Source organism: Janibacter endophyticus (genome assembly GCF_016888335.1).
Lineage (GTDB): Bacteria > Actinomycetota > Actinomycetes > Actinomycetales > Dermatophilaceae > Marihabitans > Marihabitans endophyticum.
The window spans coordinates 110,426-131,430 of sequence record NZ_JAFEJG010000004.1 but is presented as its reverse complement, the minus strand read 5'-3'; the positions used below and the strand labels follow the sequence as shown (position 1 = coordinate 131,430).

Below are 21,005 nucleotides of genomic sequence, written 5' to 3'. Positions count from 1 at the left end.
GCGCCGTAGGCGCCGAGCTTGAAGCCGGTGATCGCCGGGCCCGACGATGCGAAGGTGATGACGACGCCCTCGGCAGCGACGCCGCCGGTGTTGATGAGGGTGGCCGGCTGGATGACGAGCGTCGTGGCGTCGCGGCGCCCACTACCGGTGCCCTGCTGAGACGTGGAGAGGTTCGGAGCGTCGACGGGGGAGGCGGCGAGGGCGGGGGCGACGGCGGCGGCGGTGAGTACGGGGGCGCAGCTACTGACCGGTCACAGGTCCACAGCTGGCGCCCAGGTCTTAGGGGATGCCCGCCTGCGCTGACCGAACAGACCAGCCAGCTCACCCGAACCCTCTAGGGTCGTCGTCGTGCTCCTCTCCGACCGTGACATCCGCATCGAGATCGACGCCGGGCGGGTGGTCCTCGACCCGTGGGACCCCGCGATGGTCCAGCCGAGCAGCGTCGACGTTCGTCTCGACCGGTACTTCCGGCTCTTCGACAACCACAAGTACCCGGTCATCGACCCCGCGCAGGACCAGCCCGAGCTGACCCGGCTCGTCGAGGTCGACCCCGAGGAGGGATTCGTCCTGCACCCGGGGGAGTTCGTCCTCGGGTCGACGCTCGAGACGGTGACCCTGCCCGACGACCTCGCGGCGCGCGTCGAGGGCAAGTCCTCGCTGGGGCGGCTCGGCCTGCTGACCCACGCGACCGCCGGGTTCGTCGACCCGGGCTTCTCCGGCCACGTCACGCTCGAGCTGAGCAACGTCGCGACCCTGCCGATCATGCTGTGGCCCGGGATGAAGATCGGTCAGTTCTGCTTCATGCGGCTGACCAGCCCGGCCGAGAACCCCTACGGCAGCGCGGCCTACGGCTCGCACTACCAGGGGCAGCGCGGGCCGACCGCGAGCCGCAGCTTCCAGAAGTTCAGCCGCTCCGGTCTCTGAGCCCGACCCAGCTCACCGCGCCGCCCGCCACGAGCAGGCAGGCGACGGCGTAGGCCGCCAGCCGGTAGCCGTCGGTCAGCGCGGCCGGGTCCCGGTAGTCGTCACCGGACAGCCCGACGAGCGGAGGGATCGCCGCCACCGCGAGGAGCGTGCCGGTCCGGGCGACGGCGTTGTTGATCCCGCTGGCCGCACCCGCGAGCCGGTCGGGGGCCGCGGCCAGGACCGCCGAGGTGAGCGGCGAGACGAGCGTCGCCAGCCCGAGCGCGAAGACCGTCGTGCCCGCCACCACGAGCACCCACGACGACCCCGGCCCGACCGCCGCGAGGACGAGGACCCCGAGGGCGCAGATCAGCGGGCCGGCGGTCATCGGGAGTCGTGGACCCGTCCGCCTCGCCAGCTCCGCCATGCGCGGGGAGAGCAGGAGCAGGAGCACCGTGACCGGGAGTGTCGCCAGGCCGGAGGCCAGTGGTGACCAGCCGAGCGAGGTCTGCAGCTGGATGACGAGGACGAACATGATCGCCCCGAGCGCGCCGTAGACGAGGAAGGTCATGAGGTTCGCCGCGGAGAAGACGGGGGAGCGGAAGAGGGCGAAGGGGACGAGCGGCCGGGCTGCGCGGCGCTCCGCGACGACGAAGGCGACGGCGGCGGCAGCCGCCGCCAGTCCCGCCAGGGCGAGCTGCCACCCCTTCGCCCCGGGCCCGTCGATGAGCAGCCAGGTGAGTGCGGCGAGGACGACGACCGTCGCCACCGCCCCGGCGACGTCGAAGCGGCCGCTCGACTCCTCGTCCCGGCTCTCCGGCACGGCGCGCAGGGCGAGGGTCACGACGAGTGCGCAGAGTGGGACGTTGATCGCGAAGATCCAGTGCCACGTGAGGTGGTCGAGGACCCAGCCGCCGAGGAAGGGGCCGATCGCGGTCGCGACCCCGGACACGCCGGCCCACGTCCCGATCGCCCACGGCCGGTCCGCAGGGCGGAAGGAGCTCTGGATGATGGCGAGCGCGCCGGGGGTGAGCAGGGCGGCCCCGATCCCCTGGAGGACCCGCGCACCGACGAGCATCTCGGTGCTCGGCGCGAGGGCGCACAGCAGCGAGGCGAGCCCGAACCAGACGACCCCGACGAGGTAGACCCGTCGCCGTCCGAGCCGGTCGCCGAGCCCTCCGCCGACGAGGATGAGCGCGGCCAGGGCGAGGACGAAGCCGTTGTTGATCCACTGCAACCCGGCGAGGCTGCTGCCGAGGTCGCGACCGATCGTCGGCAGGGCGATCCCGACGACGGTCCCGTCGAGGAGAGCGATGCCCGAGCCCAGCGTCACCGCGGTGAGCGCGAGCCGGCCCTGGGCCGAGGAGCGGCTGAGCAGCTCGGGCGGGGGGACGGTCACGGTCGCCCATCATCCTCTGCTACCGACAGGTAACGTGCGGGGCATGACGCAGACGCAGGAGCGGGTCCACGCGATCGCCGACGACGCCCTCGGCACGGACGACGCGACGGCCGTCGCCGCACGCATCCGGGCTGGCGAGATCAGCCCCCGCGAGGCCGTCGAGGCGGCGCTCGCCCGAGTCCGCTCGGTCGAGGCCCTCGGGGCGGTCACCGTCTGGGACGACGAGCGCGCCCTGCGCCGGGCGGACGCGCTCGGGACCGGCGGGGCCGGCGCCTTCCACGGCGTCCCGTGCGCCATCAAGGAGAACGTCCTCGCGGCCGGTCTGCCGATCCGGATGGGCTCCGAGGCCGTCCCTGACACCCTCGTGACGAAGGACGGAGGCGTCGCCACCCAGCTGCTCGCCACCGGCGCCCTGCCCGTCGTCCAGACGACCTGTCCCCCGTTCGGCTGGACGGCGACGACCGAACGGGTCGGCCCGCTCAACACCCTCAACCCCTGGCACACCGGCTACTCGGCGGGCGGGTCCTCTGGTGGCACCGCCGCGCTCGTCGCTGCGGGTGCGCTGCCCTTCGGCCACGGCAACGACGGCGGTGGCTCGATCCGCATCCCTGCCGCCGCATGCGGTCTCGTCGGCCTCAAGGCCACGCGTGGCCGCTTCGCCGCCGACAGCACGACGACGCGGATGCCGGTGAAGATCGTCGTCGACGGCGTCCTCACCCGGACCGTCCGGGACACGGCCCGGTACTTCGCGGCCGCCGAGGCCCAGCAGCCGGCGAAGGGGTGGGAGCGGGTCGGCCTCGTCGAGGGGCCGGCGGAGCGACGGCTGCGCGTCGGCGTGCTCGTCGACAGCCCGCTCGCGCCCGCGACGGACGACGAGACGGCAGTCGCGGTGCGGCAGACCGCGGACCTGCTCGCCACGCTCGGGCACCGGATCGACGACTCGTACAGCCCTGCGGTTCCGGCCGCCTTCAAGGAGGACTTCCTCCACTACTGGTCGATGCTCGCCTTCGCCATCCACCGGGACGGGCCTCGGATGTTCGGCCCGGCGTTCGACCGGTCGCGGCTGGACCCCTTCACGCTCGGGCTGTCGAGATACTTCGCGCGGCGGGTCTACCGCTTCCCGTACACGCTCGCGCGGACCGCCGCCGCCGGCGCGGTGTACGACCGCACCCTCGGGGACGTCGACGTCGTCCTCACCCCGGTGCTCACCCACACGACCCCGCAGATCGGCTACCTCGCCGCAGACCTCGACTTCGAGACCCACCTCGAGCGGGTCTCCGCCTACGTCGGCTTCACCCCGCTGCACAACGTCACCGGTGCACCGGCGATCTCGCTGCCGCTCGGCCGCACCTCCGACGGCCGCCCGATCGGCGTGATGATCCAGGCCCGCCGCGGCCAGGACCGCATGCTCCTCGAGCTCGCCCACGAGCTCGAGGCGGCCGCCCCCTTCGCCAGAGTCTGGGACTGACCCCCCCCTCGCCCTCCTCCCAGCGGCCCCGAGGGGCTTAGGTTTGGTGCCCGGACCACGACGAAGGGGCGCCAGATGATCCGGCTCGACGGAGTCACCAAGCGGTACCCCGACGGCACCGTCGCCGTCGACGACCTGACCCTCGAGGCGCCCACCGGCAAGATCACCGTGCTCGTCGGCCCGTCCGGCTGCGGCAAGACGACCTCGCTGCGGATGATCAACCGGATGATCGAGCCGACCTCCGGGACGATCAGCATCCAGGGCGAGGACGTCGGCTCGATGGACGCCGCCGAGCTGCGACGGAGCATCGGCTACGTCATCCAGCACGGCGGTCTCTTCCCTCACCAGAGCGTCGAGCGCAACGTCGCCGCGGTGCCGATCCTCCTGGGGCGCAAGAAGTCCGAGGCGCTCGCGCGTGCCCGCGAGCTGCTCGAGCTCGTCGGTCTCGACCCACAGCTCGCCCGCCGGTACCCGAGCCAGCTCTCCGGCGGCCAGCAGCAGCGCGTCGGCGTGGCCCGGGCGCTCGCCGCGGACCCGCCGGTGATGCTCATGGACGAGCCCTTCTCCGCCGTCGACCCGGTCGTGCGCGAGCAGCTGCAGGACGAGTTCCTCCGGCTCCAGGACGAGCTCGGCAAGACGATCGTCCTCGTCACCCACGACATCGACGAGGCGATCAAGCTCGGCGACCACATCGCGGTGCTGCGCGTCGGCGGACGGCTCGCCCAGATGGCCGAACCCCGCGAGCTGCTCACCCATCCCGCGGACGGCTTCGTCGCCGACTTCCTCGGGCGGGACCGCGGGTACCGATCCCTGGGCTTCGAGCACCACGAGGTGCCGGTGCACGACGAGCGCACGGTGCGCCTCGGCGAGACCGTCGGCGACAGCGACGACTGGGTCCTCGCGGTGGACGACGACGGACGACCGCAGGGCTGGGTGCGCCCAGGCCGGGTCGACGGCCCGGTGACCGAGGACGACCTCGCCCTCGGTGGGACCCTCGCCCGGGTCGACGGCTCCCTGCGGGCGGCGCTCGACGCAGCGCTCTCCAGCCCCAGCCGACGCGGTGTCGTCATCGACGCCGACGGCCGGCTCGTCGGCACGGCGCTGGCGCCCGAGGTCGTGACCGTCATCGAGCGGGTCGAGCGTCCGGAGGCGCCGGAGGACCCCACGTCGTCTCCTGAGGGAGGTGGGAAGCGTGCAGTGGATCCTCGACCACCTCGATGACATCGGGGCGCTCGCCCTCCAGCACGTCTACCTCGCCGGGGTCCCGCTGATCATCGGGCTCGTCCTGGCCCTCGTCATCGGGTGGGGCGCCGTCCGGGTCCCGTGGGTCAAGGGGGCCGTCCTCGCGGTCTCCGGCCTGCTCTACACGATCCCCTCGCTGGCGCTCTTTGTCCTCATGCCGATGATCCTCGGCACCCTGATCCTCGCGCGGGTCAACGTCATCGTCGCGATGACGGTCTACACGGTGGCGCTCCTCGTCCGGACGGTCGTCGACGGGCTGAGCTCGGTGCCCGATGACGTCGTCGCGTCGGCGCGGGCCATGGGCTACAAGCCCGTCCGGCGCTTCTTCGGCGTCGAGCTCCCGCTCGCCGTGCCGGTCATCGCGGCCGGCCTGCGGGTCGCGGCCGTGAGCAACGTGAGCATCGTCAGCGTCGCCTCGCTCGTCGGGATCTCCCAGCTCGGCGACCTGCTCGTCGACGGCTACAACAGAGACATCCCCGGTGAGCTCGTCGCCGGGATCCTCGGCTGCGTGCTCCTCGCGCTCCTCTTCGACGTCGCCATCCGGGGGGTCGAGCGCCTGCTCACGCCGTGGGTGCGGGTCCGGCAGGGGAGTGCCGCATGATCGCCGACGTCATCGCCTGGCTCACCTCCGCCGAGAGCTGGACCGGCGACGGGATGATCCTCGACCGGCTCGTCGAGCACCTCCTCTACACGGCGCTGGCGATGGCCTTCGCGCTGGCGATCGCGCTGCCGATCGGGCTCTGGGTCGGCCACACCGGCCGGGGCCGCTGGCTCATCTCCGCGGCCAACGCGGTCCGGGCCGTCCCGACGCTCGGCCTGCTCTTCGCCCTCGCGCTCTGGCTCGGGCCGTACCTCGGGCGCACGACCGCCTTCCTCGTCCCGAGCATCGTCGTGCTCTCGCTGCTCGCGATCCCGCCGATCCTCTCCGGTGTCTACGCGGGGATCGAGGCGGTCGACCCCGCGGCCCGCGACGCCGCCCGAGGCATCGGCATGACCGGCCGCCAGGTGCTCTGGGGCGTCGAGGTGCCCGTCGCCCTCCCACTCGTCCTCTCCGGCATCCGCTCCGCGACCCTCCAGGTCGTCGCGACGGCGACGGTCGCCGCCTTCATCGGTCTCGGCGGGCTCGGCCGCTTCATCATCGACGGTCTCGCAGTCCAGGACTACGCCCAGACCGCCGGCGGTGCCCTCCTCGTCGCCCTCCTCGCACTCGCGCTCGACGGCGTGCTCGCCGTCGTCCAGCGCCTCGTCGTCTCGCCCGGGCTCACGTCCCGGCCCGCCCGTGGCCGGAGGCGGACCCCCCTTCGCCCGGCCACCCGCCTGTCCAACACCGACCCCGTCACCACCACCGGAGGTACCCCATGACCCGTCCCACCCGCCGCTCGGCGATCACCCTCACCGCGGCTGCCGCCCTCGGCCTCACCGCGTGCGGTGGCGGCAGCGACCCGCTGTCGTCCTCGACCTCGACATCGGGAGGTGGGTCGGAGGGTGGCGGCAAGGCCGTCGTCGTCGGCTCCGCCGACTTCTCCGAGTCGATCCTGCTCGCCGAGATCTACGCCGGCGCGCTCCGGGCCAAGGGGGTCGACGCCAGCACCAAGACGGGCATCGGCTCACGCGAGGTCTACCTCAAGGCGCTCGAGGACGGCTCGATCAGCGTCGTCCCGGAGTACACCGGCGCGCTGGCGCTCTACTACGACCAGGAGTTCGCCGAGACCGACCCGGACAAGACGTACGACGCGGCCGAGGAGGTCGTGCCCGACGGGCTGGAGCTGCTGGAGAAGTCGGCGGCCGAGGACAACGACGCCCTGGTCGTCACCAAGGAGACCGCGGACAGCAAGGGCCTCAAGACCATCGAGGACCTCCAGCCGATCGCCAAGGACCTCACCCTCGCCGCGCCGGCGGAGTTCAAGGACCGTGCCCAGGGCATCCCGGGGCTGAAGAAGACCTACGACATTGAGTTCGGGACCTTCCGCCCGCTCAAGGCCGGCCAGGCGATGGTCCAGGCCCTGAAGAACGGCCAGGTCGACGTCGCCAACATCTTCAGCACCGACCCCAACATCCCGGCCAACGACTTCGTCGTCCTCGAGGACACCAAGAAGCTCTACGGCAGCCAGAACGTCGTGCCGCTCGTCCGCGAGGACGTCGAGGACGACGTCGATGACGTCCTCGACGAGGTCTCCAAGGCGCTGACGACCGAGAAGCTCTCCGAGCTGCTCCAGCAGACCGACATCCAGAAGAAGGACCACAAGGAGGTCGCCGAGGGCTTCCTCAAGGACGCGGGCCTGGCGTGACCGAGCCGACCGTCCTCGCCGAGGTCCGGGGCAGCCTCGGTCTCCTCACGCTCAACCGGCCGAGGGCGATCAACGCGCTCGACGTCTCGATGATGGAGGCCCTGCCCGAGGCGCTCGAGGCGTGGCGCCACGACGACCGGGTGCGGGCCGTCGCGATGGTCGGGGCCGGAGAGCGTGGCTTCTGCGCCGGCGGTGACGTGCGGGCCGTGCGCCAGGCGCACCTCGACGGTGGCGACGGCACGCGGTTCTTCCGGATGGAGTACGCCGTCGACCTCGCTGTCGCCGAGTACGACAAGCCGGTCGTCGCGGTGATGGACGGCATCACGATGGGCGGCGGTGTCGGGCTCGGTATGAACGCCGACCTGCGCATCGTCACCGAGCGCACCCAGATGGCGATGCCCGAGACGATCATCGGCTTCTTCCCCGACGTCGGCGCGACCTATCGGCTCTCCCGCTCGCCGGGGGAGCTCGGGACGCACGTCGCGCTCACGGGCATGACCTTCGGCGCCGGCGACGCCGTCGCGCTCGGGCTCGCGGACACCCTCGTCGAGTCGTCCGGGGTCGGTGACGTGCTCGACGGCCTGGCGAAGGGGGACGCCCCCTCGGCCTCGGTCGGTCGGGTCGACCCGCCGTCGGGTCTTGCGGCGGCAAGGGCCTGGATCGACGAGTGCTACGCGGGTGACGACCCGGTGGCGATCGTCGAGCGGCTCGAGACGTCGTCGTCTCCGGAGGCGCGGGCAGCGGCCGCGACGATCCGGTCGCGCTCGCCGCTGGCGGTCGCGATCACGCTGGAGGCGCTCCGCCGCGCCCTCACGGCGGGGTCGCTCTCCGAGGTGCTCGAGACCGACGGGGTCATCGCGTCGCGGATGCTGGACGGCAGCGACTTCGCGGAGGGGGTCCGTGCGCAGCTCGTCGACAAGGACCGCGACCCGACGTGGCGGCACGCCCGGATCGAGGACGTCACGCGCGACGAGGTACTCGCCTTCTTCCCGTGATCAGGGCCGCTGGACCTGCACGGCGTCACCGACGCTGACCGTGCCGGGCGTCGTGACGTCGAGGTAGACGGCGGCGCACATGTCGCGCTCCTGGGTGAGGCGGGTCAGCCAGCGCTCCTCGGCGGAGGCTCCGTCCTGGGCGAGGTCGATCATCCGGCAGCGCGGGATCCTGGCGTCGCCGGTGAGGACGGTCGACCCGATCGTCAACCGGTGGGCGATCCAGCGCTCCTCGACGAAGGGCTGGTCGGTCTCGACGACGAGGTTGACCCGCAGCCGTCGCGGGTCGGCGTCGATGCCCCACTCGCGCGCGAACCAGTCGAGCGTCGCCGAGCCGACGAGCGAGACCTGCCCGCTGTCCTGGTGCGACACGGCCGTCTCGCGCCGGACCTCGACGGCCGCGCCCATCGCCGCGCTCAGGCTGTCGTCGAGCGTGGGGGTGCCGACGAGCCAGGTCGATCGGCCGTCGGTCACCTCCACATCACCCGTGGGGAGCGTGCGGGCCCCGTGCTCGAAGACGGCGTCCCGTCGGCGGAAACGGCGGCCGTTCTTGCCCGACGCGAGCTTGCCGTCCTGGTCGACGACTGCGAACCAGCGGTCTCCGGCGAGCCCACGACGGTCGATCTCGACCGAGTCGAGCGGCTCGCCACCCATCGACTTCACGGGATAGCGGCGGATCGAGGCGAGGCGCATCCGGTGACGGTACCGGCAGACGACGAAGGGGGACCGAGCCGGCGGCTCGATCCCCCCTCGGTCACCCGGTGAGGGTCACTCCCAGCTCGGCTTGGCGTTCGCCTCGCGGAGCGCGTCGAGGTCGACGCCCTCGGGTGCCGGGTGGGCGGAGGCCGGCGGACCAGCCGGCGCCTCGTCGCTCCCGGCCGTCGCGGCGTCCTCGACCGGGGTCTCCGCGTCCGCCGCGGGCTCGGTCGGGGTGACCTCGCCCGCGGTGGGGTCGCCGGAGCCGGTGACCTCGTCCTGACCGCCGACGTGGTCCTCGGTGGACTCGGTCGCGGCGGGGGACTCTGCCTCCGGCTCGGGCCTGTTGTCCTCGGTGGGAACGGGCTCTGCCGTGGCCTCGGGGGCAGCTGCCGGAGCGGCGACCCCGGTCTCCCAGGACGGGTTGGCGTTCTGGGCGGCGAGGCTGTCGTCGGCGGGAGCGGCTGCCGCGGCGGGGGCCGGGGTCTCCGGCTCTGCGGCGGGCTCGGTCGGGGTGACCTCGCCCGCGGTGGGGTCGCCGGAGCCGGTGACCTCGTCCTGACCGCCGACGTGGTCCTCGGTGGACTCGGTCGCGGCGGGGGACTCTGCCTCCGGCTCGGGGGCCGCTGCCGGAGCGGCGCCACCGGTCTCCCAGGACGGGGCGGCGTTCTGCGCGGCGACGTCGTCCGCGGCCGGGGCCGCGGGCTTCTCCGCATCGGCCCTCGCGGGCTCGGCCTTCGTCGGCCCGGCGGCGGGCTCTGCCGGTGCCTCTGCCGTGGGGGCAGGCGCGTCGGTCTCCCACGAGGGAGCAGCGTTGGCGGACGCAGCGTCCGTCGGCTCAGCCGCGATCTTGACCGGCTCCGCGGGCGCCTCGGTCGCTGCCCCAGATGCTGGGGCAGCAGCAGAGTCCTCCCAAGCGGGTGCCGAGTTGGCAGCGGCCGCGTCGGTCTCCCAGGACGGAGCGGCGTTGGCCGAGGCCGCGTCGGCGGGCGGAGCAGCGGGTGCAGCCTCGACCCTCGGCTGCTCGGCAGGCGTGCTCTCCTCCGCCGGTGCGGCTGCGGCCGGGGCCGCGTCCTCCCACGACGGAGCCGAGTTGGCGGCGGCCGTGTCGGTCTCCCACGAGGGGGCGGCGTTGGCGTCTACGGCGCTGGGCTGGGTCTCCTGCCCCTTGACGGCGTCGCCGTCCTCGCCTGCCTCGTCGACAGCAGCGGCGGTCGTCGCGGTCTCGGCGGCGCTCGGCGCCTCGGGGGTGGCGTCCTGGGCGCCCGCACCCTCGGCGGGGGCGGCGACCGCGGTCTTCGGCTCGGCCTGGGCCTGCTCCTGCGACTCCGTGGTGCCGGCGGCGGGAGCCTCGGGGGCCTCCTTGACCGAGGCGAGGAGCATCTGGGCGATGTCGACGACCTCGATCTCCTCGCTTGCGCCCTCGGACTGCTTGGCCGTCAGGCCGTCGCTGAGCATGACGCGGCAGAAGGGGCAGCCGACGGCGATGCGCTCGGCACCTGTCGCGATGGCCTCCTCGGTGCGGTTCATGTTGATCCGCGAGCCGAGCTGCTCCTCCATCCACATGCGGGCACCACCGGCGCCGCAGCAGAAGGACTTCTCGCCGGAGCGCTCCATCTCGCGCAGCTCGACACCCGGCAGGGCGCCGATGAGCTCGCGCGGCGGGGCGTAGACCTGGTTGTGCCGGCCGAGGTAGCACGGGTCGTGGTAGGTCACCGTCGCCGCGGTCGAGGCGACGTTCTTGAGGCTGGACTTCTCCGGGGCGCTCGGGCGGCGGACCGGGGCGAGCTTCTTCTCGCGGACGAGTCGGTTGAGCAGCTGGGTGTGGTGCAGCACCTCGTACCTGCCACCGAGCTGCGGGTACTCGTTCTTGATCGTGTTGAAGCAGTGCGCGCAGGTGACGACAATCTTCGTCGCGCCGAGCTCGTTGAGCGTCTCGACGTTTTGCTCCGCGAGCATCTGGAAGAGGATCTCGTTGCCCGCGCGGCGAGCCGAGTCGCCCGTGCAGGTCTCACCGTTGCCCAGGACCGCGAAGTCCACGCCCGCGATGTCGAAGAGCTCGGCGACCGCACGGGTCGTCTTCTTCGCGCGGTCCTCGTACGCGCCGGCGCAGCCGACCCAGAAGAGGAAGTCGACCTCGTCGGCGGACTCGACGTCCTCGCCGAGGACCTTGACGGTGAAGGGGAGGTCCTTCGCCCAGTCCATACGGGCCTTCGCCCCCATGCCCCAGGGGTTCCCCTTCGACTCGAGCTTCTTGAAGAGGCCTCCGAGCTCGCTCGGGAAGGCCGACTCGATGAGGTTCTGGTAGCGCCGCATGTCGACGATGTGGTCGACGTGCTCGATGTCGACGGGGCACTGCTCGACGCACGCACCGCAGGTGGTGCAGGACCACAGGACGTCCTCGTCGATGACCGCGTCCGGGCCGTGCGGGTTGTACGCGCTCAGCGGGTTGTCGATGTCGTAGCCGGTCTGCCCGACGAGGGACATCTCCTCCCAGTTGATCGCCGTGGCGACGGCGCCCTCGGTCTCCTCGCCGGAGAGGCCGACGGCGTGCTTCGACGACGGGATGGCGCCGTGCGCGGTCTGCGGGCTCGCCGGCCGCGAGGGGATGATCCCCTTCGCGTCCTGGGCGGCCGCGAGGAAGGGTGCCTTGGCGTGCGCGTGGTCGCGCAGCGTCATCATGAGCAGCTTCGGGGAGAGCGGCTTGTCGGTGTTCCAGGCCGGGCACTGGCTCTGGCAGCGACCGCACTCGGTGCAGGTGGAGAAGTCGAGCAGGCCCTTCCAGGTGAAGTCCTCGACCTTGCCGACGCCGAGCGAGATCTCCTGCTCGGAGTCCTCCATCTCCTCCATGACCTCCATGGAGAAGGGCTTGTCCCCGACCTTCATCGGCTGGAGCTCGCCGAGGGAGGTGCGGCCGTCGGCATGGCGCTTGAAGTAGATGTTGAAGAAGGCGAGGAAGCGGTGCCAGGCGACACCCATCGTCGGGTTGAGCGAGACGGTGATCATCCAGGCGTAGGAGATCGCGAGCTTGATGAGCGCGACGAGGACGATGAGGGTCTCGACCGTGCCCGTGGACAGGCCGGAGTAGGCGTTGCCGATCCATCCGGTGAGGGGGAAGTGCACCCAGCTGGCGAGGTGGGCCGTCTCCGGGTCGCGGCTGACCAGGGTCCACTCGAGCGAGCGCAGCAGCCCGATGCACAGGGCCACGCCGAGGATCGTCAGCTCGACGTAGTAGGCCTGCCAGAAGGTCGAGCCGAAGAAGCGCGAGCGGCGCCCGTCCTCGCCCGCGGAGCGGCTCGGCTTGTTCTTCTGCCGGACGTACATCAGGTAGAGGATCCCGAAGAAGCCGGCGAAGGCGAAGATGTCGGTGATCCACTCGTACGGCGGGAAGTGACCGATGAGCGGGAGGGTCCAGTGCGGGTCCATGAGCTGACCGGTCGCGTGCACGAGGGTCAGGAAGAGGATCCCGAAGGAGATCATCGTGAACCAGTGCGCGATGGCGACGACCGGCAGTCGCGCCATGCGGGTGTGGCCGAGGAACTCGCGGAAGAGTGTCGCAGTCCGGGCGCCGGCCTGACCGGTGCGGTCCGGGTCGGGCTTGCCGAGCTTGAAGGTGCTGACGAAGTGCCGGGCGGCGCGGGCCAGCATGGCCCAGCCGACGACGGTCAACGTCAGGCCGATGACGGTGGCGACGATCTCCAGAGCGGACATGCGCGAATCCTATGCGGCCGTAGTCCCCGGTCAGCACCGCGTGTGACCACTCTCGCCCGGTCGTCCCGTCGGAGGGCGAAGGGGGAGCTGTCACCTGTCCGGGGCGCGGACCCGGGTTGTTCCTATGGATAACGGGATGTTGGAATATGCATAACTTCATGTTCGTTCCTAGCGACGAGCACCCATCGCCCGACCCGGAAGGACCCTCGTGCCCATCTACGACGACGTCACCCAGCTCATCGGCCGCACCCCGCTGGTGAAGATCAACCGCATCATCAGCAGCGACGCGACCGTCGCAGCGAAGCTCGAGTTCTACAACCCGGCGAGCTCGGTCAAGGACCGCATCGGCGTCGCGATCATCGACGCAGCCGAGGCCTCGGGTGAGCTCAAGCCCGGCGGCACGATCATCGAGGCCACCTCCGGCAACACCGGCATCGCGCTCGCGATGGTCGGCGCGGCCCGCGGCTACAACGTCGTCCTCACGATGCCCGAGACGATGAGCAAGGAGCGCCGTGCGCTGCTGCGGGCCTACGGCGCCGAGCTGATCCTCACCGAGGGCCCCAAGGGCATGAAGGGCGCGGTCGAGAAGGCCAACGAGATCGCCGAGGAGCGCGGCGGTGTCCTCGCCCGCCAGTTCGCCAACGAGGCGAACCCGGAGATCCACCGCAAGACGACGGCCGAGGAGATCTGGGCCGACACCGACGGCAAGGTCGACATCGTCGTCTCCGGCATCGGCACCGGCGGCACCCTCACCGGCGTCGGCCAGGTCCTCAAGGAGCGCAAGCCCGAGGTCCAGATGATCGCCGTGGAGCCGGAGGAGTCCCCGATCCTCAACGGCGGACAGCCCGGCCCGCACAAGATCCAGGGTCTCGGCGCGAACTTCGTCCCCGACATCCTCGACCGCGAGATCTACGACGAGGTCATCGACATCAACGCCGACACCGCCGTCGAGTGGGCCCGCAAGGCCGCCACCGACGAGGGTCTGCTCGTCGGCATCTCCTCCGGCGCCGCGCTCGCGGCCGCCGACCAGGTCGCGTCGCGCCCGGAGAACGCCGGCAAGACGATCGTCGTCATCATCCCGAGCTTCGGCGAGCGATACCTCTCGACGATCCTCTTCTCCGACCTCCTCGACTGAGCCCCTCCCGGGCCGGTGCCTCGGCGCCGGCCCGGGACAGCCTTGTCCTCACCCAGCCCACCGAACCGAGAGACTCCTTCCGTGGACCTGCTCGCACCCCCTTCGCCGATGCCGGAGCACCCGACCCCGTGGATGACCGTGCGCGAGGACGTCGACGCAGCGATGCGCCGTGACCCCGCCGCGACGTCGCGGCTCGTCGTGCTGCTCACCTCGGCCGGGCTGCACGCGATCTGGCTGCACCGCATCGCCCACCGCTGGTGGCAGAAGCGCTCGCTGCGCTGGCCCGCGCGGATCCTGGCCTACGTCTCCCGGACGGTCACCGGCGTCGAGATCCACCCGGGCGCACACATCGGCCGTCGCTTCTTCATCGACCACGGCATGGGGGTCGTCATCGGCGAGACCGCCGAGATCGGCGACGACGTCATGCTCTACCACGGGGTCACCCTCGGCGGGACCTCGCACGCTCGCGTCAAGCGGCACCCCACGCTCGGCGACAACGTCCTCGTCGGCGCGGGGGCGAAGATCCTCGGCCCGGTCCACGTCGGCAGCAACGTCAAGGTCGGTGCGAACTCCGTCGTCGTCAAGGACGTCCCGACCGGCGCCGTCGCGACCGGGGTCCCCGCGGTCTACCGCTTCCCGCAGGTCGAGGCGCAGAAGGTCGCCGACCGTGAGGTCGACCCGCTCGACCTGCCCTTCCTCGACCCCGCGATCTTCATCTGAGGGCCGTGGGCTCAGTGCTGGGGCGCGGGGGCGCCACCCTCCTCGGTCCACTCGGAGACCGGGTCGCCCTCATGATGGGTGTCGGGCCGGTGGTCGACGGAGGAGGGGACGTCGTCCTTCGAGCCGGCGATGCGTCCGCCCCCGGTGCGGAGCTTGTCGCCGGCGGCGCTCGCCGCACCGCTCACCGCGTCGAGCGCGGCCGGGGCGGCCTTGGTCTTCGCGGCGTGGCGGGCCGCGCTCACCTGCTGCTGGACCGGCTGGGACCGCCAGAGCTGCCCGGCGCCGCTCTTGATCTGCGCGTAGCGCTCCGTGCCCGCGCGAGCTCCGAGGACGTAGCCGACGGAGGCGCCGAGGAGGAACGAGAGCTTGGCCATCGGGGGGGTCCTTTCGTCAGCGCCCGGCCGGGCGACGTGGTCCCTTGCGACACTACCGGCGCCCGGCGGATACGGTGAGCCTGGCGTCTCCCTCGTCGGGGGACGGTTGGCGGGTTCGCATAGTGGCCGAGTGCAGTCGCCTTGAAAGCGACCAGGGGGAGACCCCTCGTGGGTTCAAATCCCACACCCGCCGCGTGACCAAGACCGTCGTCGTCCTCAACGGGCCCAACCTCAACCTGCTCGGCGAGCGCGAGCCCGAGATCTACGGCAGCGAGACGCTCGCCGACGTCGAGGCGATGTGCCGCGCCCGGGCCGAGGAGCTCGGCCTGGCGCTGGACTTCCGGCAGACCAACCACGAGGGTGTGCTCATCGACGCGATCCACGAGGTGCGGCGCACCGCGGCGGGCGTGATCATCAACGCCGGCGGCTGGACGCACACGTCCGTGGCGATCCGTGACGCGCTGACGAACGTCGTCGGTCCCGTCGTCGAGGTGCACATCAGCGACATCCACGCGCGCGAGCCCTTCCGCAGCCAGTCCTACATCTCAGCCGTCGCCGACGTGGTCATCGTCGGCCGCGGGACGAAGGGATATGTCGAGGCCGTCGAGGAGATCGGCGTCCGATGCTCGCGCTGAGCGAGCGCCGTCACACCGATGCTGATAGCGTCGTCCACGAGTTGCAGTACGACTGAGCACGTAGCGCCGGTCCGACCACCAGTCGGGGACCTGTCGCGGGTAAGGGATCTTGCAGCTAGTACAAGGGACACACCGTCCCACGGTTCACACGAAAGAGATTCACCCCATGGCACAGGGCACCGTTAAGTGGTTCAACGCTGAGAAGGGCTTCGGATTCATCGCCCAGGACGGCGGCGGACCCGACGTGTTCGTTCACTACTCTGCGATCGACACGACCGGCTACCGCAGCCTCGAAGAGGCGCAGCGCGTCGAGTTCGAGGTCACCGAGGGTCCCAAGGGCCCCCAGGCAGACCGCGTCCGCCCCGTCTGAGACGAGGCGCACCGCAGCGCATCACGCGCCGCAGGCAACCGAAGGCCCCCGGCATCTGCCGGGGGCCTTCGTCATGCCTCCCCGACCACGCCGGCACAGGTGACGTGCGCACCCCTTCGCCCAAGGCACCCTGTGCGCAGGGGGAGCCGCGATACCCTGCCCCGCGATGACCACGCCGACCGACCCGAGCGCCCAGGGCGCCTCCTCCGAGGAGTCCGCGTCCTCCCGGCGCGCCCGGCTCGACGAGCGGCTCCAGCGTCGTGACGTCCGGCGCCGTCGGGCGCGCAAGGGCGGGATCGCGCTGGCCTGCGTCCTCGCGCTGGTCGGCGTCATCTCCCTCGTCGCGGTGCTCAAGCTCAGCGGCAACATCTCCCGCTTCGACATCGGCGCCGGCGCCGGCTCCCGCCCGGAGAACAGCGGTGGTGCGGACGGGCCGCTGAACATCCTCGTCATCGGCTCGGACACCCGTGAGGGGATCGGCACCACCGAGTACGGCACGGACACCGTCGAGGGCGGCGCCCACTCCGACACCAACCTCGTCGTCCACATCTCCGGGGACCGTAGGTCCGCCTTCGTCGTCTCGATCCCGCGCGACTCCATGACGATGGCGCCGAAGGACTGCGCCGACCCGGCCTCGACGGTCGCCGACGGCGAGGTGCGCCAGTGGAACCAGAACTTCAACCTCGGCGGCCCGGCCTGCACCGTCAAAACGCTCGAGGGCCTGACCGGCGTGTACGTCGACCACGTCGTCGTCGTCGACTTCGCCGGGTTCCAGCAGATGGTCGACGCCCTCGGCGGCGTCGAGGCGTGCCTGCCCGAGCCCCTCGTCGACCAGGACGCCCAGATCGAGCTCCCCGCCGGCCGTCAGAAGCTCGACGGCAAGCAGGCGCTCGGCTACGTCCGCGCCCGCAAGTCGCTCGGCGACGGCTCCGACCTCGGGCGGATCAAGCGGCAGCAGGCCTTCATGTCCTCGATGGCGCAGGAGGCGACGAAGAGCTCGCTGCTCCTGCGCCCCGACAAGCTCTACTCCTTCCTCGACGCGGCGACGAAGTCGATGACCGCTGACGAGGACCTCTCGCTCAACACGATGCGCCAGATCGCCGGGAGCCTGCGCGGCTTCGGCATCGACAACCTCACCTTCGTCACCGTCCCGACGCAGCCGTACGCCGAGGACCCCAACCGCGTCGAGTGGCAGGAGAAGCCGGCCGCCGCCCTGTGGGACGCCGTGCGCCTCGACAGCCCGCTGCCGGGCTCGGACGAGGACACGCCGGAGCCGACCGAGGAGCCGCTGACGGTGACGCCGGACGAGATCACCGTCAGCGTCGTCGACGACACCGCGACGGAGGGGCTCGCCGGCCAGGAGAGCGCGGCGCTGTCCGTCCAGGGCTTCGTCGCCTCCGTGGGTGACGTCGCGCCGACCGGAGATGTCGGGGGCGTCGAGATCCGGCACGGTGCAGAGCAGGCCGAGGCCGCCCGCACGCTGGCCGCCGCCTACCCGGGTGCGAAGCTCGTCGAGGACGAGACGCTCGCTGACGTCGTGCGGCTCGTCCTCGGGGCCGGGGCCCCGACCGCGGCGGAGGTCCCGAACCGCACCGGGAGCGACCCGATCCCCGCGCCCAGCGTCTCGGCGCCTCCCGTTGAGGGCCAGCTGGAGAAGCGCACAGCCACCGAGGACATCTGCGGCTGACCGCTTTGGAGGTCACCCGCCTTGCGGGCTAACCTGTGCGAGTTGTCTGGAGGCGTCGCCTAGTCCGGTCTATGGCGCCGCACTGCTAATGCGGTTTGGGGCTTCAACCCCATCGAGGGTTCAAATCCCTCCGCCTCCGCAGCGAGCCGAGGGCCTCGCACCGTCTGGTGCGGGGCCCTCGGTCGTGCCTCACGCAGGCTGGACCTGCACGGCCGTGGCCTTGACGGCGAGGTGGACCTCGGCGCCGGGGGCGATCCGCAGGTCGGCGACGGCGCCCGGGGTGAGGTCCGCGAGCAGCATCCCCACGGGGGTCGTGACCCGCAGGCGAAGAGCGGACCCCGCCGGCTCGACGGCCGTCACCGTGCCGCCGAAGGCGTTGCGCGGGCTCCCACCCGTGGGCGCCAGGGCGACCGCGACGTCCTCGGGACGGAAGGTCGCGACGACCGCGACCCCCTTCGCCACAGCCTCGGCGGGCAGGCCGGCGACGGTGCCGCCGTCGGTCTCCACCCCGCCGCTGCCGTCGGAGCGGCCGGTGACGAGGTTGACCCCGCTGATCCGGGCGGCGAAGGGGGACCGCGGTGCGGTCACGAGGTCGCGGACCGGGCGGTGCTCGACGAGCCGTCCGCCGACGAGGACCGCTGCGTCGTCGGCGAGGAGGACGGCGTCGACGATGTCATGGGTCACGACGATCGTGGTGATCCCCGCGAGGACCTCGCCGAGCAGGTGCCGCACGGCGGGTCGCGCGTCGACGTCCAGCGCCGAGAGCGGCTCGTCGAGCAGCATCGCCGCGGGCTCCGTGGCGAGAGCGCGAGCGATCGCGACCCGCTGCGCCTGGCCGCCGGAGAGATCGGTGGCGCGGCGGTCGCCGAGGTGAGCGACCTCGGTGCGCTCCAGCCACCGCCGTGCTCGGTCCCTGGCGTCGTGACGAGAGGCGCCGGCGGAGCGTGGTCCGAAGGCCACGTTGTCGAGGACCGTGAGGTGCGGCAGCAGCAACGGGTCCTGCGAGAGGAGCGGGACGCGGCGCCGGTGGGGCGGGAGCGCCTGCAGCTCGTGCCCACCGAGCCGCACGGACCCAGGGACGGGACGAGTCCCCGCGACGGCGGCGAGCAGCGTGGACTTGCCGGCGCCGTTGGGACCGAGGACGGCGAGGGTGCTGCCGGCGGGGACGTCGAGATCGAGGACGACGTCGCGCTCGGCGTCCTGGAGCGAGACGCTCAGGCCGGTCACCGGCGCACGTCCGGGCGGGCGACGGCCATGACGACGACCGCGACGACGACGAGCAGCACGGAGAGCGCGACGGCCGCCCGCGGGTCCTGCTCGCGCTGGAGATAGATCTCGAGCGGCAGCGTGCGCGTCGTGCCCTGGAGCGACCCGGCGAAGGTCAGGGTCGCGCCGAACTCCCCGAGCGACCGGGCGAAGGCGAGGACGGTCCCCGACACCAGGGCCGGCCGGACCAACGGCAGCGTGACCCGCCGCAGGACGACGGACGGCGAGGCGCCGAGGGTGGCGGCCACCCCTTCGTGCCGGTCGCCGACCGCCCGGAGCGCCCCGTCGAGACTCACCACGAGGAAGGGCATCGACACGAAGGTCTGGGCGAGCACGACCGCGGTCGTGGAGAACGCGACCCGCAGGCCGAGGGCGTTCAGCTCCTGGCCGAGCAGCCCCTGCCGGCCGAAGAGCGCGAGCAGCGCGATCCCGGCGACGACGGGCGGCAGGACGAGCGGCAGGGTGACGAGCGTGCGCACGACGACGTTGTCGAAGGCGCGGACCCGCGAGAGGCAGAGCGCGAGCGGCACCCCGAGGACCAGGCAGAGCAGGGTGGCCATGGCCGAGGTGCGCAGGCTGAGCCACAGCGCGTCGAGGGCGGCCCGTGAGGTGAGCAGCGCGGGCAGCTCGCGCGGGTCGATCGAGACGAGCATCGCTGCGACGGGCAGCGCGACGAGCAGCCCCCCGGCGGCCGCGGGGAGGATCGCCCAGGCGGGCAGCGCGGGGCGGTCAGGGCGCGGCAAACCCGGCGTCCTCGAGACGACCCTCGCCCTGGCCCGCGCCGTCGGCGACGACCAGCTCAGCGAACTCCTCGGCGAGCTCGGCGTTCTTGCTGTCCGCGAGCACGACGACGGGGTAGCGCGTCGTCGTGTTGTCCTGCGCGGGGATCTCGACGGCCTCGACGTCGCTCGACCTGGCCGCGTCGGTGACGTAGACGATCCCGGCGTCGGCCTCGCCGGAGGCCACCTTGCCGAGGACGTCGGTGACCTTGGACTCCTCCGAGGCCGGGGTGAGGCTGATGCCCGCGGCCTCCTCGATGCGCTCGGTCGCAGCGCCGCAGGGGACCTGCGGCGCGCAGACGACGACGGCCGCGTCCCCCGACGCAAGGTGGGCGAGGCTCGTGATGCCCGCCGGGTTCCCCGGCGGCACCAAGATCGTCATCGTGTTGCTGACGAAGCGCCTCGGGCTCCCCGTGACGAGGCCGCCGGCGACCGCCTTGTCCATGGTGGTCTCATCAGCAGTGGCGAGCACGTCGGCGGTCGCACCCTCGCTCAGCTGCGCGACGAGGTCGGAGGACCCGGCGAAGGAGAGGGTCACCCTGAGCCCCGGGTGCTCCGCCTCGAGGTCGCGAGCGAGCTCTTCGAAGGGCTTCTGCAGGCTGGCGGCGGCGAAGACGGTGAGCGCCTGCGAGTCGTCGCTCGTGCTCGAGCCGGAGCAGCCCGCGGCGGCCGTCAGGACGATGGCGAGGAGTGCTGGGGCGGCCCTCACGCCTTGCCCCCGGGTGTCTCGATGACAACCTGCGTCGACTTCACGACGGCGACCGCCACGACGCCCGGCTCGAGCCCCATCTCGCGCACGGCCTCGGTGCTGAGCAGCGACACGACGCGGAAGGGCCCGCACTGCAGCTCGACCTGCGACATCACGGTGTCGGACGTGACCGCGGTGACGATCCCTACGAGCCGGTTGCGGGCCGAGGTGTCGCGGCCGAGCGGGTCGGGGAGCGTCCTTAGGTGCTCGCGGGCGTAGGCGGCCACGGCGACGGCATCGACCGTCGCGGAGCTCTCTCTCGGACCGGCCGGGAGCGTCCCTGCCTCGACGAGCCGGCGGACGGTGTCGTCCGAGATGCCGAGGAAGTCGGCGGCCTCCCTGATCCTCAGATGCGGCATGAGAGAGACTCTATCCCCGCACCTGCGCCGACCCCTTCGCACGAGCCAAGGCTCGTGCGTTCGCCGTGCCACCGAGTCGTCGCACGAGCCAAGGCTCGTGCGATGGGGGGAGTGCGCTCGGTCTCTGCCCGTGGTGAGTACCAGCCGTCGGCGCGGGCCCCGGGGGTGAGGCCGGCCTTCGCGGTACCGGCGGCGGGTGGTGGTGAGGCTCTCGACGACGTCCGGCCGCAGCC

At 72.1% G+C, this 21,005-nt stretch carries 20 protein-coding genes and 2 tRNA genes; 14 read left to right on the top strand and 8 right to left on the bottom strand.

Annotated elements, in window-relative coordinates; all coding sequences use genetic code 11:
- Positions 1-348: 348 nt before the first annotated feature.
- Positions 349-924: a dCTP deaminase gene (gene dcd / locus JNO54_RS00675; protein ID WP_204142152.1), complete on the top strand. Its 576-nt coding sequence runs from the start codon at positions 349-351 to the stop codon at positions 922-924.
- Here dcd and JNO54_RS00670 read toward each other — a convergent pair.
- Positions 905-2,302 carry an MFS transporter gene (locus JNO54_RS00670; protein WP_204142151.1) on the bottom strand — a complete coding sequence of 466 codons (1,398 nt, stop codon included), beginning with the start codon at positions 2,300-2,302 and terminating at the stop codon, positions 905-907. The two genes, dcd and JNO54_RS00670, sit on opposite strands and share 20 nt — an antisense overlap.
- Before the next feature lie 43 nt (positions 2,303-2,345).
- Here JNO54_RS00670 and JNO54_RS00665 point away from each other — a divergent pair, with 43 nt between their 5' ends.
- The 6 genes from JNO54_RS00665 (at position 2,346) to JNO54_RS00640 (ending at position 8,295) form a co-directional block, all read left to right on the top strand.
- Positions 2,346-3,770, top strand: coding sequence for an amidase (locus JNO54_RS00665; RefSeq protein WP_204142150.1), 1,425 nt, complete (start codon positions 2,346-2,348; stop codon positions 3,768-3,770).
- 75 nt (positions 3,771-3,845) lie between these two features.
- Positions 3,846-4,991, top strand: coding sequence for an ABC transporter ATP-binding protein (locus tag JNO54_RS00660; RefSeq protein ID WP_204142149.1), 1,146 nt, complete (start codon positions 3,846-3,848; stop codon positions 4,989-4,991).
- Positions 4,963-5,613, top strand: coding sequence for an ABC transporter permease (locus JNO54_RS00655; RefSeq protein WP_204142148.1), 651 nt, complete (start codon positions 4,963-4,965; stop codon positions 5,611-5,613). Before JNO54_RS00660 ends, JNO54_RS00655 begins: the two co-directional genes overlap by 29 nt.
- Complete coding sequence (locus tag JNO54_RS00650; protein ID WP_204142147.1) at positions 5,610-6,374, top strand: ABC transporter permease; 765 nt, start codon at positions 5,610-5,612, stop codon at positions 6,372-6,374. Before JNO54_RS00655 ends, JNO54_RS00650 begins: the two co-directional genes overlap by 4 nt.
- Positions 6,371-7,300 (top strand): ABC transporter substrate-binding protein, encoded by a 930-nt coding sequence (locus JNO54_RS00645; protein ID WP_204142146.1) that lies wholly within the window; start codon positions 6,371-6,373, stop codon positions 7,298-7,300. Before JNO54_RS00650 ends, JNO54_RS00645 begins: the two co-directional genes overlap by 4 nt.
- Positions 7,297-8,295, top strand: coding sequence for an enoyl-CoA hydratase/isomerase family protein (locus JNO54_RS00640; protein WP_204142145.1), 999 nt, complete (start codon positions 7,297-7,299; stop codon positions 8,293-8,295). The genes JNO54_RS00645 and JNO54_RS00640 overlap by 4 nt, the downstream gene beginning before the upstream one ends.
- On the opposite strand, the gene JNO54_RS00635 is transcribed toward JNO54_RS00640, so the two are convergent.
- Positions 8,296-8,985, bottom strand: coding sequence for an MOSC domain-containing protein (locus tag JNO54_RS00635; RefSeq protein ID WP_204142144.1), 690 nt, complete (start codon positions 8,983-8,985; stop codon positions 8,296-8,298).
- A 75-nt stretch (positions 8,986-9,060) separates the two neighbouring features.
- A complete protein-coding gene (locus JNO54_RS15095; RefSeq protein ID WP_204142143.1) occupies positions 9,061-12,699 on the bottom strand; it encodes a heterodisulfide reductase-related iron-sulfur binding cluster in 3,639 nt (1,212 codons plus the stop codon).
- Between the two features lie 208 nt (positions 12,700-12,907).
- Between JNO54_RS15095 and cysK the strand changes: the two genes are divergently transcribed.
- Together cysK and cysE are read left to right on the top strand one after the other, a co-directional pair.
- The gene (cysK, locus tag JNO54_RS00625; protein WP_204142142.1) at positions 12,908-13,834 is read left to right on the top strand and encodes a cysteine synthase A; all 927 of its coding nucleotides are present in this window, start codon (positions 12,908-12,910) and stop codon (positions 13,832-13,834) included.
- A gap of 108 nt (positions 13,835-13,942) precedes the next feature.
- The gene (cysE, locus tag JNO54_RS00620; RefSeq protein ID WP_204144473.1) at positions 13,943-14,554 is read left to right on the top strand and encodes a serine O-acetyltransferase; all 612 of its coding nucleotides are present in this window, start codon (positions 13,943-13,945) and stop codon (positions 14,552-14,554) included.
- Positions 14,555-14,565: 11 nt separating this feature from the next.
- Here cysE and JNO54_RS00615 read toward each other — a convergent pair whose 3' ends face one another.
- Positions 14,566-14,928: a protoporphyrinogen oxidase gene (locus JNO54_RS00615; RefSeq protein ID WP_204142141.1), complete on the bottom strand. Its 363-nt coding sequence runs from the start codon at positions 14,926-14,928 to the stop codon at positions 14,566-14,568.
- A 108-nt stretch (positions 14,929-15,036) separates the two neighbouring features.
- Between JNO54_RS00615 and JNO54_RS00610 the strand changes: the two genes are divergently transcribed.
- The 5 genes from JNO54_RS00610 (at position 15,037) to JNO54_RS00590 (ending at position 17,759) form a co-directional block, all read left to right on the top strand.
- Positions 15,037-15,121: transfer RNA gene (locus JNO54_RS00610), tRNA-Ser, on the top strand.
- Position 15,122: 1 nt separating this feature from the next.
- Positions 15,123-15,563, top strand: a complete 441-nt coding sequence (gene aroQ / locus JNO54_RS00605) for a type II 3-dehydroquinate dehydratase (RefSeq protein WP_204142140.1) — start codon at positions 15,123-15,125, stop codon at positions 15,561-15,563.
- 166 nt (positions 15,564-15,729) lie between these two features.
- The gene (locus tag JNO54_RS00600; RefSeq protein ID WP_068272603.1) at positions 15,730-15,933 is read left to right on the top strand and encodes a cold-shock protein; all 204 of its coding nucleotides are present in this window, start codon (positions 15,730-15,732) and stop codon (positions 15,931-15,933) included.
- A 166-nt stretch (positions 15,934-16,099) separates the two neighbouring features.
- Entirely contained in the window at positions 16,100-17,620 is a 1,521-nt protein-coding gene (locus tag JNO54_RS00595; protein WP_204142139.1) for an LCP family protein, read from the top strand.
- Between the two features lie 48 nt (positions 17,621-17,668).
- A tRNA-Ser gene (locus JNO54_RS00590) sits at positions 17,669-17,759 on the top strand.
- A gap of 50 nt (positions 17,760-17,809) precedes the next feature.
- Here JNO54_RS00590 and JNO54_RS00585 read toward each other — a convergent pair.
- The 4 genes from JNO54_RS00585 to JNO54_RS00570 are packed head-to-tail and all read right to left on the bottom strand — an operon-like array spanning position 17,810 to position 20,772.
- Positions 17,810-18,847: an ABC transporter ATP-binding protein gene (locus tag JNO54_RS00585; protein ID WP_307817988.1), complete on the bottom strand. Its 1,038-nt coding sequence runs from the start codon at positions 18,845-18,847 to the stop codon at positions 17,810-17,812.
- Positions 18,844-19,629: an ABC transporter permease gene (locus tag JNO54_RS00580; protein ID WP_233703131.1), complete on the bottom strand. Its 786-nt coding sequence runs from the start codon at positions 19,627-19,629 to the stop codon at positions 18,844-18,846. Before JNO54_RS00580 ends, JNO54_RS00585 begins: the two co-directional genes overlap by 4 nt.
- A complete protein-coding gene (modA, locus tag JNO54_RS00575) occupies positions 19,616-20,374 on the bottom strand; it encodes a molybdate ABC transporter substrate-binding protein (protein WP_204142138.1) in 759 nt (252 codons plus the stop codon). Before modA ends, JNO54_RS00580 begins: the two co-directional genes overlap by 14 nt.
- On the bottom strand, positions 20,371-20,772 hold the full coding sequence (locus JNO54_RS00570) for a TOBE domain-containing protein (protein ID WP_204142137.1): 402 nt from the start codon (positions 20,770-20,772) through the stop codon (positions 20,371-20,373). Before JNO54_RS00570 ends, modA begins: the two co-directional genes overlap by 4 nt.
- Positions 20,773-21,005: the final 233 nt, after the last annotated feature.

Bases quoted from the DNA above. Each gene is read 5' to 3' on its own strand.
- JNO54_RS00665 (WP_204142150.1), top strand. From the start codon at position 2,346: ATGACGCAGACGCAGGAGCGGGTCCACGCGATCGCCGACGACGCCCTC.
- JNO54_RS00660 (WP_204142149.1), top strand. From the start codon at position 3,846: ATGATCCGGCTCGACGGAGTCACCAAGCGGTACCCCGACGGCACCGTC.
- JNO54_RS00650 (WP_204142147.1), top strand. From the start codon at position 5,610: ATGATCGCCGACGTCATCGCCTGGCTCACCTCCGCCGAGAGCTGGACC.
- JNO54_RS00645 (WP_204142146.1), top strand. From the start codon at position 6,371: ATGACCCGTCCCACCCGCCGCTCGGCGATCACCCTCACCGCGGCTGCC.
- JNO54_RS00635 (WP_204142144.1), bottom strand. From the start codon at position 8,985: ATGCGCCTCGCCTCGATCCGCCGCTATCCCGTGAAGTCGATGGGTGGC.
- JNO54_RS15095 (WP_204142143.1), bottom strand. From the start codon at position 12,699: ATGTCCGCTCTGGAGATCGTCGCCACCGTCATCGGCCTGACGTTGACC.
- cysE (WP_204144473.1), top strand. From the start codon at position 13,943: ATGCCGGAGCACCCGACCCCGTGGATGACCGTGCGCGAGGACGTCGAC.
- JNO54_RS00615 (WP_204142141.1), bottom strand. From the start codon at position 14,928: ATGGCCAAGCTCTCGTTCCTCCTCGGCGCCTCCGTCGGCTACGTCCTC.
- JNO54_RS00600 (WP_068272603.1), top strand. From the start codon at position 15,730: ATGGCACAGGGCACCGTTAAGTGGTTCAACGCTGAGAAGGGCTTCGGA.
- JNO54_RS00595 (WP_204142139.1), top strand. From the start codon at position 16,100: ATGACCACGCCGACCGACCCGAGCGCCCAGGGCGCCTCCTCCGAGGAG.
- JNO54_RS00570 (WP_204142137.1), bottom strand. From the start codon at position 20,772: ATGCCGCATCTGAGGATCAGGGAGGCCGCCGACTTCCTCGGCATCTCG.